General features: G+C 70.5%; 12 protein-coding genes. All 12 read right to left on the bottom strand.

Translation table 11 applies throughout. The features are described 5' to 3' along the window. Nucleotides 1-57: 57 nt before the first annotated feature. Complete coding sequence (gene lptD, locus VFX14_25435) at nucleotides 58-2,217, bottom strand: LPS assembly protein LptD (protein ID HEU5193041.1); 2,160 nt, start codon at nucleotides 2,215-2,217, stop codon at nucleotides 58-60. Between the two features lie 18 nt (nucleotides 2,218-2,235). Next, the gene (locus tag VFX14_25430; GenBank protein HEU5193040.1) at nucleotides 2,236-3,537 is read right to left on the bottom strand and encodes a folylpolyglutamate synthase/dihydrofolate synthase family protein; all 1,302 of its coding nucleotides are present in this window, start codon (nucleotides 3,535-3,537) and stop codon (nucleotides 2,236-2,238) included. After that, nucleotides 3,534-4,403 carry an acetyl-CoA carboxylase, carboxyltransferase subunit beta gene (gene accD, locus VFX14_25425; GenBank protein ID HEU5193039.1) on the bottom strand — a complete coding sequence of 290 codons (870 nt, stop codon included), beginning with the start codon at nucleotides 4,401-4,403 and terminating at the stop codon, nucleotides 3,534-3,536. Before accD ends, VFX14_25430 begins: the two co-directional genes overlap by 4 nt. After that, a complete protein-coding gene (gene trpA, locus VFX14_25420; protein ID HEU5193038.1) occupies nucleotides 4,400-5,212 on the bottom strand; it encodes a tryptophan synthase subunit alpha in 813 nt (270 codons plus the stop codon). The genes accD and trpA overlap by 4 nt, the downstream gene beginning before the upstream one ends. Then, on the bottom strand, nucleotides 5,209-6,438 hold the full coding sequence (trpB, locus tag VFX14_25415) for a tryptophan synthase subunit beta (protein HEU5193037.1): 1,230 nt from the start codon (nucleotides 6,436-6,438) through the stop codon (nucleotides 5,209-5,211). Before trpB ends, trpA begins: the two co-directional genes overlap by 4 nt. Next, nucleotides 6,435-7,049, bottom strand: a complete 615-nt coding sequence (locus VFX14_25410) for a phosphoribosylanthranilate isomerase (protein ID HEU5193036.1) — start codon at nucleotides 7,047-7,049, stop codon at nucleotides 6,435-6,437. Before VFX14_25410 ends, trpB begins: the two co-directional genes overlap by 4 nt. 1 nt (nucleotide 7,050) lies before the next feature. Beyond that, the gene (trpC, locus tag VFX14_25405; protein HEU5193035.1) at nucleotides 7,051-7,842 is read right to left on the bottom strand and encodes an indole-3-glycerol phosphate synthase TrpC; all 792 of its coding nucleotides are present in this window, start codon (nucleotides 7,840-7,842) and stop codon (nucleotides 7,051-7,053) included. Between the two features lie 16 nt (nucleotides 7,843-7,858). Further along, on the bottom strand, nucleotides 7,859-9,076 hold the full coding sequence (locus VFX14_25400) for a nicotinate phosphoribosyltransferase (protein HEU5193034.1): 1,218 nt from the start codon (nucleotides 9,074-9,076) through the stop codon (nucleotides 7,859-7,861). Nucleotides 9,077-9,201: 125 nt separating this feature from the next. Next, entirely contained in the window at nucleotides 9,202-10,071 is an 870-nt protein-coding gene (gene galU / locus VFX14_25395) for a UTP--glucose-1-phosphate uridylyltransferase GalU (protein ID HEU5193033.1), read from the bottom strand. 21 nt (nucleotides 10,072-10,092) lie between these two features. After that, nucleotides 10,093-11,469: a sigma-54 dependent transcriptional regulator gene (locus tag VFX14_25390; GenBank protein HEU5193032.1), complete on the bottom strand. Its 1,377-nt coding sequence runs from the start codon at nucleotides 11,467-11,469 to the stop codon at nucleotides 10,093-10,095. Then, nucleotides 11,462-12,925, bottom strand: a complete 1,464-nt coding sequence (locus VFX14_25385; protein ID HEU5193031.1) for an ATP-binding protein — start codon at nucleotides 12,923-12,925, stop codon at nucleotides 11,462-11,464. The genes VFX14_25390 and VFX14_25385 overlap by 8 nt, the downstream gene beginning before the upstream one ends. A 2-nt stretch (nucleotides 12,926-12,927) precedes the next feature. Continuing rightward, nucleotides 12,928-14,193: a type II secretion system F family protein gene (locus VFX14_25380; protein HEU5193030.1), complete on the bottom strand. Its 1,266-nt coding sequence runs from the start codon at nucleotides 14,191-14,193 to the stop codon at nucleotides 12,928-12,930. Nucleotides 14,194-14,196: the final 3 nt, after the last annotated feature.

Here is a 14,196-nt window from a genome sequence, read left to right as displayed (position 1 = left end):
GCGGCGCGCCCCCGCGAGCACGGGGCGGAGCGCCGGCGCCATCTCGTCGAACGCTCCTCATCGCAGCACCGAGCCGGTGCCGAAGCGCGTTCCGGTCTGGCCGACACCGAGCAGATTCACGGAGAAGCGGAACTCGTCCTCGTTCTTATGCCGATCGATGTACTCGAGCAAAATCGACCAGCATTGAAAGTGGATGTCCACCCCGACCCGATTCTCCACCTTGGTGCCGTTGAGGACGTCGTACTCGGTGGAGGCCCGGACGTTCATGTGCGAGCCGAGCCTGGTCACGACGGCCGCTTGAACGGTGTTGAACGGCGAGCCGATCTCGTTGAAGCGCGCCCCCGCGGACACTCTGAAGAGGTCCCGGTAATTGGCGAAGATATCGGCGGTGGCGGTGCGCATGCCCAGGCCGTACAGGTTCCAGACGCCCAATCCGCGGAGGCCGAAGTACTGGTTGGGGCTCACGATCAACTCGGCGCCCAGATCGCGGAATGGCTCGTCGGCGTCGGGCAGCATGTTGTAGATCTGGGTCACGGTGAGGCGGGCCGCCTCCCATCGCACCGGCTCCTCGTCGGGTCCGGAGACGGTCTTGGCGTTGAGCCGCTGCACGATCGAGTACGCGAGCTGGCTCTTCTTGCCGATGTCGTCGATGGTCCTGTCGTACACGGGATTCGCCTTCTGATCGAGCCCGCGGATCTCGAGCCACTGCACCCGCGGCTCGATGGTGTGCTGGAGGGCGGCGAGGCCCCACGTGCCGTCCATGGTCCACACGCGGGAGAGACGCGTTTCCAGCTCGACGCCGCCCTCAGCCTGGACGCGCACGTGCCGGTCGTTCTCCGTTTCCTCGACGAGGAAGCCGCCCACATTGGTCAGGCGCTCCCCCACCACCCGCTTGTCGTAGTACGTGGCTCGGCCGCCCACAAACGGCGTCACCGTGAAGAAGCCAAAGACCGGGATTGGATAGAAGAGGCGCGGGTGCACGTCCGCGCGCGCGCCGGCGGCGCCGACATCTCTGATGAAATAGGTGCCGCTGGCCTCCGTCTCGTAGAGGAAACCAGGGAGGCCCGGGAAGGGTTGGCGCAGCCCCTGGAGCCGAATATCCGGCACGCGCTGCAGCTCGACCGGACGTGGCGTGGTCAGGTCCTGGTACCAAAAGAAGTTGCCCACGAGGTTCCAGGTGTCCCAGCGCTTGGACACGAACACGTTGGTCTCTGCGCGCTGCTGGGCCCGGTCGGACAGCCGGTCCGCGTACTCGCGGAGCACCCGGTCGTCGCTCACCGCATTGGCGTCCACCTTGAAGGACAGGCTCGGACTGATCTGCCACGAGTGGCGATAGGTGCCCGCGGCCCGGAGGTCGCCGTCGCGAAATGCCTCGTCGACCCCGAAGCCGTTGAACTGGCCCCGCGCGTTCGCCGACATGATGTAGCGGTACTCGAGCGTGGTGCCGAAGCCACGGTTGGCGTAGGTGTCGAGCGATACCGTCAGGTCCTGGCTGTCATCGATGGCCCAGTAATAGGGAACCCGGGCGAAGAAGCCCTTCTGGCTGGACACCCCAAAACTCGGGTACAGGAAGCCCGATTGCCGCTCGCGCCGGATCGCCGCCGCGAAGAACGGGAACCACGGCAGCAGCGGCACCTTGCCCACCAGGAACGAGACGTCACGGCCCCAGACGATGTCGTTGAGGTCGGCGGTGCCAGAGCCGAAGCGGAAGGACCACGGCGGCGGATTGTCATCTTCACACGTGGTGAACGAAGCGTCCTTCAGCTCGTACACGCTCTCCCCCACGCGATCCATCCGCTGGGCGCCCAGCCGGTAGTACGGCGCGGAGAATGCGGAGCCGTTGTACACGACGCCCGTGCCGGTTCTCAGGTTGTAGTCGATGCGCTCGCCGACCAGGCGGTCCTCGCCGTCGTAGAACACCACCTTGCCCTGGGCGACCGCCTCGCCGGTGTCGCGGTTGAGCTCCACACGATCGGCGAGGAGCCGCGTCATGCCGCGCACGATCTCGACGTTGCCGGTGGCGATCAGGAGATTGGTGGCGCCCCCCACCTGCTGCATCTGATCGGCGACCACGCTGACCTCGCCGCCCCCCGGCTGCGGGAGGAGAAGCGGCGCGGGGCGCGTGGCCTGCGCGAGGACGCCGCCCGGCGCCGCGAGGAGAAGGAGCAACGCCGGCAGCAGCACGATCCCCACGGCGCGCGAGCGGGTAGGCGGCATGAGCTCGCGGACATGCTATCAGCGGGGCGGACCCAAGCAAAGCGTCTCGGCGTCCTCCGCGCGCGGCGCGAGCACCTTGCCGATCAGGAAGAGCGAGCCGGCCACGCAGACGGGTCCGTCCGCGCCGGCCTGGGCCTGCGCGACCGCCGCCACGGGGTCGGGCGTGACGGCGAGACGGTCGGGGGGCAGCACGTCGAGGTCACGCGCGAGGTCGCGGAGGGCGGCGGGATCGGCGGCGCGCGGATTCGGCGAGGCGGTGAAGATCGCGCGCGTGGCCAGCGGCAGCAGCGGCGCCAGGATGCCCGCGAGGTCCTTGTCGGCGGACGCGCCGAGCACGAGCGTCACCGGCTGTCCTGGGAAATAGGCACGTAGCGAGTCCGCGAGGGCGCGGGCGCCGCCGGGATTGTGGGCCCCGTCGAGGACGACGGGGGGCGTTCCCGGCAGGATCTGGAAGCGGCCGGGCCAGCGCGCCTCGGCGAGACCCCGGCGGATGGCAGCGTCTCCCGCGCCGAGCGCGCGGGCCGCCGCGGCGGCGACCAGCGCGTTGGCCGGCTGATAGAGCCCGAGGAGGGCGCAGCGCGCGTCGAGGACCTGCCAGTCGGGTCCCGCGAGGTCCAGCCGCTGCCCGTCGAGGCCTCGCGCGCGGACGGTCACCGAGAGCTCGCGTCCCTCCAGGAGCAGCGGCACGCCGACGGCGGCCGCGCGGTCGAGAATGGGGCGCTCGGCCTCGGGCGCCTGCTGGACGGACACCGCCACGCCGCTCCGGATGATATGCGCCTTGTCCCAGGCGATGCGGGCCAGGGTGTCGCCCAGCAGGGCCTGATGGTCGTAGTCGACGCGCGTGAGCACGGAGACGGCCGGCCGGCCCACCGTGGTCGCGTCGAGACGCCCGCCGACGCCGACTTCGAGCACGGCCACTTCGGCCGCCCGGGCGACGAAGTGGTCCAGGGCGAGCGCGGTACAGGCCTCGAACACGCTGGCGTCGAGGCGCGCGAACAGGGTCGCCATCGCGTCCATGCCGTCGGCGAGGTCGTCCTCGGCGATGCAGGCGCCGTCCATCCGGATGCGCTCGCGCACCGAGCAGAGATGCGGCGAGGTGAAGAGCCCCACCCGGAGCCCCGCGGCGGTGAGGATGGTGGCGAGCATGGCGGCGGCGGAGCCCTTGCCGTTGGTGCCGCCGACCTGGACCAGGCGCAGCCGCCGCTCGGGATTGCCGATGGCGTCGAGGAGAGCCTGGATCGTCTCCTGACCCGGCCGCATGCCCGCCATCTCCCCGCCACGAAGGGCGAGGAGCCGGGCCACGGCCTCGCGATAGGTCATGGAGCCGGCTGCGAGGGCCCCGTCCCGAAGAAGGCGATGATGCGGCGGAGGGTCTCCCGGAGGTCGCGCCGCTCGACCACCATATCGAGCTGGCCGTGCTCGAGGAGGAACTCCGAGCGCTGGAAGCCCTCGGGCAGCGGCTGACGGATGGTCTCGGCGATGACGCGGGGTCCGGCGAAGCCGATGAGGGCGCGCGGCTCGGCGAGGACCAGGTCGCCCAGCATCGCAAAGCTCGCGGTGACCCCCCCGGTGGTGGGATCGGTGAGGAGCGAGATGTAGGGCACCCGCTCCTCGGCGAGGCGGTGGAGGGCGGCGGAGGTCTTCGCCATCTGCATCAGGGAGAGAATGCCCTCCTGCATGCGCGCGCCGCCGGAGGCCGACACGATGATGAGCGGCGCGCGCTTCTGGATGGCCAGCTCGATGGCACGGGTGAGCTTTTCGCCGACCACCGAGGCCATGCTGCCGCCGAGGAAGCCGAACTCGAAGACGGCGAGGACCACGGGGGTACCGCCGATGCGCCCCATCCCGGTCACCACCGCCTCGTCGAGGCCGGTGGACTTCTTCGCCGCCTTGACCCGGTCCACGTACTTCTTCGTGTCCTTGAACTCGAGGGGATCGCGGGAGGTGAGCCCGGCGTCGCGCTCCTCGAAGGAGTCCGCGTCGAGCAGCGAGGCCACGCGCTCGCGCGCGGAGATGCGGAAGGGATACTTGCAGCGGGGGCACACGCGGCCGGCGCGATCGACCTCGGCGCGGTAGACGATCTCCTTGCAGGAGTCGCACTTGACCCAGAGGCCCTCGGCGATCTGCACCTTCTTCCGCGGCGCCTCTTCCTCCCCTTCCCGCTTCTTCCAGAACCAGGCGGTCATCGCGCCGCCTCCGTCCCGCGCAACGGCGCCTTGAGGGCGGCGAGGAAGCGTCCCACCTCGGGGACCAGCGCCGTCGAGCCGGCGTGACGCTCGACGAGCCGCACGATGGCCGAGCCCACGATGACGCCGTCGGCGTGCGCGCCCACCATCGCCGACTGCTCCGGCGTGGAGATGCCGAAGCCCACGCAGACCGGCTTGGTGGTGACGCCGCGGAGCGTGCGGAGCAGGTCGGTGAGATCGGGCGGCAGGCTGGCGCGCTCGCCGGTGACGCCGGTCAGCGAGACCAGGTAGATGAAACCGCGGCTGGCCCGCGCGATCGTGCGCATCCGCGCGGGCGGCGTGGTGGGCGCCACGAAATGCACCACGTCCAGGCCGAGCGGATCGGCCTCGGCGTGGAGGGGAGCCGCCTCCTCGGGCGGCAGGTCGATGACGAGCACGCCGTCCACACCGACCTCGACAGCGGTGCGGCAGAATGCCTTGAGGCCGAACGCGAGGATGGGGTTGTAGTAGATCATGAACACGAGGGGCGTGGTGAGGTCGCCCCGCAGCTCGCGCACCATCTCGAGCACGCGCGGGAGCGTCACGCCGGCGGCGAGCGCCCGCTGGGTGGCGCGCTGTATCACCGGCCCGTCGGCGAGCGGGTCGGAGAAGGGCACGCCGAGCTCGATCACGTCGGCGCCCTGTCGCGAGGCCTCGAGCAAGAGCTTGGCGGTGTCGGCCAGCGAAGGGTCGCCGGCGGTGAAGTACGGGATCAGCGCGCGCGCGCCCCGCGCCCGCAGGCCCGCGAACGTGGCGTCGAGGCGGCTCATGGGTGGCCGTTCCCCTTGCCCTCGAGCGCCTGCCCCACGGTGTGGACGTCCTTGTCCCCGCGGCCCGAGAGGCCCACCACGATCATCTCGGACTTCTTCATGCGCCCCGCCGCCTTCATGGCGTAGGCCACCGCGTGCGCCGACTCCAGCGCGGGCATCAGCCCCTCCAGGCGCGCGAGAGTCTGGAAGGCCTCGAGCGCTTCGGCGTCCGTGATGGATTCGTACTGAAAGCGGCCCGCATCCTTGTAATAGGCGTGCTCGGGGCCCACGCCCGGGTAGTCGAGCCCCGCCGAGATGGAGTGCGCCTCCATCACCTGCCCGTCGTCGTTCTGGAGGAGATAGCTCATGCTCCCGTGCAGTACGCCCACCGCGCCCGCGGAGAGCGCGGCGCCATGCTTGCCGCTCGAGAGCCCGTGGCCGCCCGGCTCCACCCCGACGATGCGGACGCGCCGGTCCTTGATGAACGGCCAGAAGAGGCCGATGGCGTTGGATCCGCCGCCCACGCAGGCCACGAGGAGATCGGGCAGCCGCCCGGCCTCGCGGCGCGCCTGCGCGCGCGTCTCCTCCCCGATCACGCGCTGGAAATCGCGCACCATCATGGGATAGGGATGCGGCCCCATGACCGAGCCGAGGAGGTAGTAGGTGGACCGCACGTTGGTGACCCAGTCACGGAGCGCCTCGTTCACCGCGTCCTTGAGCGTCTTCGAGCCCGACTCCACCGGGAGAACGCGCGCGCCGAGCAGCCGCATGCGGAAGACATTGAGCGCCTGGCGCTCGATGTCCACGCTGCCCATGTACACCTCGCACTCGAGGCCGAGCAGCGCGGCGGCGGTGGCGGACGCGACCCCGTGCTGCCCCGCGCCGGTCTCCGCGATGACGCGCTTCTTCCCCATGCGCTGGGCGAGCAGCGCCTGGCCCAACACGTTGTTGATCTTGTGCGCGCCGGTGTGGCAGAGGTCTTCTCTCTTCAGATAGATGCGGGCGCCGCCGCAGTGCTCGGTCAGCCGTTGCGCGAAGTAGAGCGGCGTGGGCCGGCCCGCGTAGTGGCGCAGGAGGTCGGCAAGGCGACGGCGGAATCGCGCGTCGGCGCGCGCGGCCTTGAACGCCCGCTCGAGCTCGATGAGCGGCGCCATGAGCGTCTCGGGCACGAAGCGGCCACCGAACCGGCCGAAGTGGCCCTGCGCGTCCGGCAGCGCGGCAGGATCGACCCGGGCAACCGCCATCATGCCCCCTTCGCGGCCGCCACGAAGCGGCGCACCTTGTCGGGGTCCTTCACGCCGGGGCGGGCCTCGACGCCGGAGGCCACGTCCACCGCGTAGGGGCGCACCCTTCGCGTCGCCTCCGCCACATTGTCGGGCGTGAGGCCGGCGGCGAGGATGACGCGATGCCCCGCCGCCGTCGCCTCATGCGCGACCGACCACGAGATGGGCGTGCGGGCCTCCCCTTCGCTCCAGCGCGCGGGCGAGTCCAGCAGGATCGCGGCGGCCGCATAGCGGCGCATCCGCTCGAGCGCATCCGGCCCGTCCACCTTGATGGTCTTGATCACGGGCAGTCGGTGCTGGGCGAGGTCCTCCGGCGACTCGTCGCCGTGGAACTGCAGCGCGGCCAGGCCGCATTCCTCGGCGACGGCCTTGACGTGGCCGGTGGGATGATCCCAGAAGACGCCGACGGGCGTCACGAAGGGCGGCAACGTGGCGATCACCTCCCGCGCCTGGGCCGGCGTGACGAAGCGCGGAGACCGCTCCACGAAGTTGAAGCCGAGCGCGTCGGCACCCGCCTCCACGCAGAGCCGCGCGTCCTCGACGCTGGTGATCCCGCAGACCTTCACGCGGACCACGTCACGCCTCCTCGAGGCACAGCTCGCGGACCTTGGCCGCCACGTCGCCCGCGCGCACCAGGGCCTCGCCCACGAGGACGGCGTGAGCGCCCGCGGCGGCCACTCGCTCGACGTCGTCCCTCGTGAAGATCCCGCTCTCCGCGACGGCGACGTGCCCGGGCGGGATCAGGGGGAGCAGGCGGAGCGAGGTGCCGAGGTCGGTGGTCAGGGTCTGGAGATTGCGGTTGTTCACGCCGACCACGCGGGCGCCGATGGCGAGCGCTTCCTCCAGCTCGGCGCTGGTGTGCGCCTCCACGAGCGTGTGCACCCCCACGCCCTTGGCCGCCTGATGGAGATCGCGAAGGGCGCGGCGATCGAGCGCGGCCACGATGAGCAGGGCGGCGTCGGCGCCGGACGCGCGCGCCTCCCAGAGCTGATACTCGTCGATGGTGAAGTCCTTTCTCAGTAGCGGGCGGGTCATCACGCCCCGCACCGCCACCAGATCCTCGAGGCTCCCGTTGAACCAGCGCGCATCGGTGAGCACGGACACCGCGTCGGCGCCCGCCGCGGCGTAGGTGCGCGCCTGCGCGGCGACGTCAAGGTCGGCGGCGAGCACGCCCTTGGACGGCGAGGCCTTCTTGACCTCGGCGATCAGGCGCACGCGCCGGCCCGCGCCGGGCGTGAGCGCCTCGGCGAGCTCGCGCGCGGGGCCGAGACCCCGGCATGCCGCCTCGAGGGCGACCTGCGGGCAGGTCGCGCGGCGGGCCGCGACCTCCTCACGCTTGTGGGCGACGATCTCGTCCAGCACACCCATGGCGGGGGCCGGAGCCCTAATAGTCTCCGCGCAGGCCGCGCTCCCGCGAGGCGCCGATGTCGATCCGGGCCATCTGCTCGAGGACGTACTCGCGAATCGTCCGGGGCGGCGGGAGATCGCGCACGAGCCGCCCGCGCGAGATGAGGGGCTTGAGCAGCGCCTCGGCCGGCCGACCGTCGGACCCCACGGGCGCGGGCTTGTGCGCGGGCAGCACCTGATTCTGCGCCATGCCGGGCAGGCGCCACACCTGCTTGGCGCCGGAGCGCTTGCCGCGCTTGGCCATTGGCTTGCCCTCGATCTCCATGATGTCGAGGGCGAAGGAGAGGACGGGCGCGTTGGCGATCGACGTGCCCACCCCGTAGCCGTCCACTAGGGGGTTGAGCTTGAGGATCTCGTACTCGTCGATGCCGCCCGAGGCGAGGATCTTCACGTGCTCGAAGCCGCGGAAGTCCAGCTCCCACCGCACCTCGTCGAGGATACGGAAGAAGTCGCCGCGCCGCGAGGACGGGGTGTCGAGCCGCACCGCGTAGAGGTCCTTGCCGAGCGCCTCGGCCACGCGGATGGCCTCGAACTTCTCATCCTGGAGCGTGTCGATCAGGGCCACGCGCCGGACCTTGGGATCCACTACCTCGTGGAAGGCGCGGAGGGCCTCGACGGTGTCGCCGAACATCAGGACGAGCGCGTGGGGAATCGTCCCCATCGGGTCGGCGTCGATCAGCTCCGCGGCCTTGGTCACCGCCACGCCGTCGCAGCCGCCGATGAAGGCGTTGCGCTCGATCATCGGGGCGAGCGCGGGATGCATGCGGCGGGCGCCGAACGAGATCACCTGCCGCTCCCCCGCTGCTCGCTTGCACCGCGCCGCCTTCGTGGCGATGCCGGAGGCCTGACAGAGGAAGCCGAGGAGCGCGGTCTCCAGTTCCGCCCAGTCGAGGTAGGGCCCCTCGAGCATCATGACCGGCTCGTACGGCGCGAAGGTCGTCCCCTCGTCCATCGCCCACACGTCGACGGCGTGGCCCTCGAGAAGCGCCGCCGCTTCCTCGATGCCGGCGAGGATGCCGAAGGACCAGTCGGGCTGGGGGAAGCTCTTCATGCGGATCTCGGCCTTGACCCGCTTGTTGATGCCCTTGGCGCGGAGAATCTGGACCGTCCGAGCGAAGTAGACGTCGGACACCTCCCCGGCCTTGATGTCGCGCTCGGAGGCGATGTGGAAGGCTCGCTTGGGAGGATTCGCCATTGGCGTCGAGATGCCTGTCAGGGGTTGTCCGATTGCGCGGATTCTCTCAGATGGCCCCGGTGAAGTCAATCGAGCGACCCGGGCGATCGAGCCGAAACTCCCAGCGGGAAAAGAGTTTTTGTCGCCTAGAGCCTGAGACCTTTGAGATAGGCGCGGAACTCGTCACCGAGATCCGGCCGGGCCAGGGCGAAATCCACCGTCGCCTTGAGGAAGCCCAGCTTGTCGCCGGTGTCGTAGCGGCGTCCCTCGAACTCCACGGCGTAGATGGGCCGCCGCTGCCGCAGCGTGCGGAGCCCGTTGGTGAGCTGGATCTCGCCCCGGGAATCGGCTGGGGTCTCCGCCAGGATCGGGAACAGATCAGGGGTCAGCACGTACCGGCCGATGATGGCCAGGTCGGACGGCGCGTCCTTGGGCGCCGGCTTCTCGACCATGTCCAGCACCTCGTAGACATTGCCGCCGAGGGCCTTGGCCTCGATCACTCCGTAGCGGCCGATCTCCTCGCCGGGAATGCGCATGACCGCCACCACCGGCCCGTCGTGACGCGCGTAGACGTCGAGGAGCTGCCGCATGCACGGGGTCTCCGCCACGATGATGTCGTCACCCAGGAACACGCCGAAGGGCTCGTCGCCCACGAGCGGGCGCGCGCACAGGATGGCATGGCCGAGCCCCAGCGGCTCCTTCTGCCGCACGTAGGAGACCGACGCCAGCTCGGAGATGGTCTTGATCTGCGCGAGCTCCTCCGTCTTGCCTCGGTCCTGCAGGTAGTACTCGAGCTCGAACGCGGCGTCGAAGTGGTCCTCGATCGCCCGCTTGTTGCGGCCGGTGACGAGCACGAGCTCTTGGAGCCCCGACGCCACCGCTTCCTCCACCACGTACTGGATGGTCGGCTTGTCGACCAGCGGCAGCATCTCCTTCGGCTGCGCCTTGGTGGCGGGCAGGAAGCGCGTGCCGAGGCCGGCGGCGGGAAAGACACCCTTGCGGACCTGTTTGGCCATGATGGCAGTGAGCGTGGGTGGTCAGGCGTCCGGCTGAGTGCGGACCTGAATGCCGAGCTTCTTCACGCGGTACCACAGGCTCCGCTCCGAGATCCCGAGGATCTTCGCAGCGCGGGCCTGGACGCCGCCGCCCTGGCGGAGGGCGTCCAGGATCATCTGGCGCTCCCAGGTCTCGAGCGCCTCGTCGAGGGGCCCCGCGAGCACCGGGGCGGCCGCGGAGGGCGGCTGCGCGGTGGCCTGCTGGATGGCGGGCGGGAGATGCGCGGGGAGAATCACGCCGTCCGACATGACCATGGCGCCCTCGAGCACGTGCTGGAGCTCGCGCACGTTGCCCGGCCACCCGTAGGCCCAGAGGGCGCGCAGTCCTTCGGTGGACACGGTGGCGGGCAGCCGGTTCATGCGCCGCGCCGTCCGGTCGAGGAGATGCGTGATGAGGTCGGGCAGATCGTCGATGCGCTCCCGTAGCGGCGGCAGACGCAGGCGCACGCCCTGCAGGCGGTAGAAGAGGTCCGCGCGGAACTTGCCCTCCGCCACCAGGGTATCGAGGTTCTGGTGGGTGGCGGCGATGACGCGCACGTCGATGGGGATGGACTTGGTCCCGCCCACGCGCTCGATCTCGCGCTCCTGGAGCGCGCGCAGGATCTTCACCTGCATGGCGAGCGGCATGTCCCCGATCTCATCGAGAAAGATCGTGCCCTCGCGGGCCAGCTCGAAGCGGCCCGGCTTGGCCCGCACCGCGCCGGTGAAGGCGCCGCGCTCGTGGCCGAACAGCTCGGACTCGAGAAGTCCCTCGGGGATGGCCGCGCAGTTCACCGGGATAATCGGGCCGTCCTTGCGGCTCGAGAGGCGGTGGATCGCCCGGGCCAGCACTTCCTTCCCGGTACCGCTCTCGCCTTCGATGAGCACGGTGACGTCGGCGGGAGCGGCCCGCTGCGCCATCTCGACCACGCGCTTGAGGGTCTCGCTCTTGCCCACGAGCTCCTCGAAGCCCGTGCCCTGGGCCGCCTGCAGCGCCTTGATCTGGACCTGGAGGCGCCGGCGCTCGAGGGCGCGCGCCACCACGACCTGGAACTCGGTCATCTTGAGCGGCTTGGTGAAGAAGTCGTAGGCCCCGCGGGCAATCGCCTCGGTGGCCACCTCGCGCGTGCCGTGCGCGGTCATCACGATGATCGGCGTGTCCGACGCGACGTCGCGGCACTTGGGAATGGCGTCGAGTCCATCCATGTCGGGCAGGCGCACGTCGAGGAGGATCAGATCCCAGGAGCCGGTCTTGAGCGTGTCGAGCATGCGCCCGGCGGTGGGCGCGACCTCGACCTCGTAGTCCTTGCGGATCAGCGCTTCCCGCAGGACGAACGCCAGATCCTCGTCGTCTTCCGCGATCAGGATGCGCTCAGCCATGACTCGACTTTACTACGGCCGCCGCGGCCGTGGGCTGGGTTGTCGGGAGCTCGACGGTGAACGTGGTCTCGGTCTGCCCGTCGCTGTCCACCCGCAAGGTGCCGCGATGGGCGTCCACGATGTGCTTGGCGATGGCGAGCCCGAGACCGGTCCCCTTCGCCTTCGTGGTGAAGAACGGTTGGAAGATCCGCTCGCGAATCTCCGCGGGAATCCCCACCCCGGTGTTGTGGACCACCACCCGGACCACGCCGCGGTCGGTCGACTCGACGCGGGCCTCCACCGTCGCGCTCGGGGGCGAGGCCTCCAGCGCGTTCTTGATCAGGTTGGTGAACACTTCGTGCAGCCGGAACGCGTCGCCCGGAATGGTGGCGAGGCTCGCCGCGGGCGCGCCGCTCACCCGCAGGCGGGCGTCCTGGGGAAGCTCGCGGACGACGTCGTCGATCAGGTCGCGGAGATTCACGGGCTGCAGGCTCTCGGGCTCGGGGTGCGAGAGCGTGAGCATGTCCTCGACGAGGCGGTCCTGCCGGTCCACCGCCTGGAGCACGCGGTCGATGTACTGCCGCCGCGTGGTGTCCTGCTCGGACAGATCCGCCTGCAAGAGCTCCACGAGCCCGCGCACCGTGGCCATGGGGGTCCGGATCTCGTGGGCCACGCGCGCGGCCATGCCGCCGAGGAACGCGAGCTGATCGGCCCGGCGGATCTCTTCCCGGATCCGCCGCTTCTCCGACGCATCGCGGAAGAGGAGGATCAGCGCGGTGGAGTCGCGCCGCCACTCCCGGTGCTGCACGGTCACCTCGAGGAGGAACTCGCGGCCGGTGGCCGGCACCACGGAGACCTCGCCCAGCTGGAGCGAGCGCTCTTCAAGGAGGGCGTCGTCGAGGAGGCGGGCGAGCTGCTCGTTGCCGTCGGCCAGGGGGAACAGACCCTGAGCGGAGAGGAGCGGCGTGCCGCGGAAGCGCTCGAGCGAGGTCTCCAGCACGACCTCGGCGGTGGTGTTGAAGGAGAGGAGATCGCCGGCGGGTCCCAGGAGCAGCATGCCTTCGGGCAGGCGGCTCAGGATGTCGCTGTCGCGCACGAAGCGGTCCATGGACAGCGTGAGGCGGCCCACCGCCGCGTCGAGGGCACCGATCTCGTCCTTGGGCGCGGGAGGCGCCGCCCCCCCGTCCACGCGCGCGGTGAGCGCCTCCGCCCGCTGGGCGATGCCCCGGATGCGGCCGGCGACGCGGAGCCCGATGACGAGGCCCCCGAGCGCGCCCAGGCCGCCCGCCGCCGCGGTGCCGAAGAACAGCCACGCCGCCGCGCGCTCGGCGAGCTGCGCGTTGAGGCTGTTGATGAAGGGTCGCGCGAGGAACAGCACGTAGAGGGCGGACGCCGCCGCCGCCGCCATCATCACCAGCGGCAGCACGACGTACAGTCGGGGTCCCTCGCGCATCGGCCGGAAGGGATCGGTGGCCATGGCTATCGCACACCTCCCCGGATGGCCTGCCCGAGCGTGAAGATGGGCAGGTAGAGGGCGAAGATCACCGCGCCCGCGATCGCCCCCATGATGACGATCATCACCGGCTCGATAAGAGTCGAGAGCGTGGCCACGGAGTTGTCCACCTGCTGCTCGTAGTAGACGGCGGCCCGGCCGAGCATGGTCGGCAGCGTGCCGCTCTCCTCGCCGGTGGCCACGAGCTGGATGATCATGACGGGAAACTGGCCGGTCTCGCGCAGGGTGGCCGCGATGGTGCCGCCGTCGCGCATGCGCCGGGTGGCGTCGGTCAGCGCCCCCTCGATGACGCGGTTGCCGGCGACCCGCGACACCGTCTCCATCGCCTCGATGAGCGGGATGCCGCTGTTCAGGAGCACGGCGAGGGTGCGGCATACCCGCGCCATGATGGCCTTACGGATGAGCTGGCCGAACAGGGGGAAGCCGAGCTTGACCCGGTCGAAGAGGCGCCGGCCCCGACTCGTCTGCAGCGCCACGTAGACGCCCGCGGCGGCGAGGAGGACGAGCAGGATGACCGTCACCGTGTAGTAGCGCACGAGTCCGCTCACCCAGATGAGGGTGCGGGTCGGCGCGGGCAGCGTGGCGTTGGCGCGCGCGTACACGTTCTCGAAGATCGGGACGATCTTGACGATCATGATGAAGACGACGGACAGCGACACGAAGAGGATCACGCTGGGATATGCGATGGCGCCCCGCACCTTGCGGCGCAGGTTCGCCGTCTTCTCGAGATATACGGTGAGGGTGTCGAGCACCCCCGGCAGGGAGCCGGACAGCTCCCCCGCCCGCACCACCGACACGTAGAGCTTGTCGAAGACATAGGGGAACTGGCCCAGGGCGTCCGCGAAGCTCGTGCCGCCGGTGACCGAGTCCCGCACGCTCATGAGGACCTTCCGGAACTTCTGATTGGTGGTCTCGCCGGCGAGCGAGGTGAGGATGCGTACGAGGTGGAGGCCGCCGCCCAGCATGGCGGCGAGCTGGCCGGTGAAGAGCACGAGGGTACCGAGCCCGACCCCGCTGCTCAGACGCTGGAGCGTCTGCCGGATGGACTCGGTGAGGGCCGGCGTGGCGGCGCCGACGAGGACGGCCCCGTCGCCCCCGGTGGGGCGGATGGCCACGACCAGGCGTCCCTGCTCGCGGAAGCGGAGGATCAGGTCGCCGGCGTTCTCCGCCTGGGCGCGGCCTCGGGACAGCGCACCCGCGCGGTCCGCCACCTCGTACTCGAACACGGGCATCGC

The sequence above is a fragment of the Candidatus Methylomirabilota bacterium genome (assembly GCA_035764725.1).
Taxonomy (GTDB): domain Bacteria; phylum Methylomirabilota; class Methylomirabilia; order Rokubacteriales; family CSP1-6; genus DASRWT01.
The sequence above is the reverse complement of the archived record's forward strand: the minus strand, read 5'-3'. Positions and strand labels throughout refer to the sequence as shown.

Bases quoted from the DNA above. Each gene is read 5' to 3' on its own strand.
- lptD (HEU5193041.1), bottom strand. From the start codon at position 2,217: ATGCCGCCTACCCGCTCGCGCGCCGTGGGGATCGTGCTGCTGCCGGCG.
- VFX14_25430 (HEU5193040.1), bottom strand. From the start codon at position 3,537: ATGACCTATCGCGAGGCCGTGGCCCGGCTCCTCGCCCTTCGTGGCGGG.
- accD (HEU5193039.1), bottom strand. From the start codon at position 4,403: ATGACCGCCTGGTTCTGGAAGAAGCGGGAAGGGGAGGAAGAGGCGCCG.
- trpA (HEU5193038.1), bottom strand. From the start codon at position 5,212: ATGAGCCGCCTCGACGCCACGTTCGCGGGCCTGCGGGCGCGGGGCGCG.
- trpB (HEU5193037.1), bottom strand. From the start codon at position 6,438: ATGATGGCGGTTGCCCGGGTCGATCCTGCCGCGCTGCCGGACGCGCAG.
- trpC (HEU5193035.1), bottom strand. From the start codon at position 7,842: ATGGGTGTGCTGGACGAGATCGTCGCCCACAAGCGTGAGGAGGTCGCG.
- VFX14_25400 (HEU5193034.1), bottom strand. From the start codon at position 9,076: ATGGCGAATCCTCCCAAGCGAGCCTTCCACATCGCCTCCGAGCGCGAC.
- galU (HEU5193033.1), bottom strand. From the start codon at position 10,071: ATGGCCAAACAGGTCCGCAAGGGTGTCTTTCCCGCCGCCGGCCTCGGC.
- VFX14_25390 (HEU5193032.1), bottom strand. From the start codon at position 11,469: ATGGCTGAGCGCATCCTGATCGCGGAAGACGACGAGGATCTGGCGTTC.
- VFX14_25385 (HEU5193031.1), bottom strand. From the start codon at position 12,925: ATGGCCACCGATCCCTTCCGGCCGATGCGCGAGGGACCCCGACTGTAC.
- VFX14_25380 (HEU5193030.1), bottom strand. From the start codon at position 14,193: ATGCCCGTGTTCGAGTACGAGGTGGCGGACCGCGCGGGTGCGCTGTCC.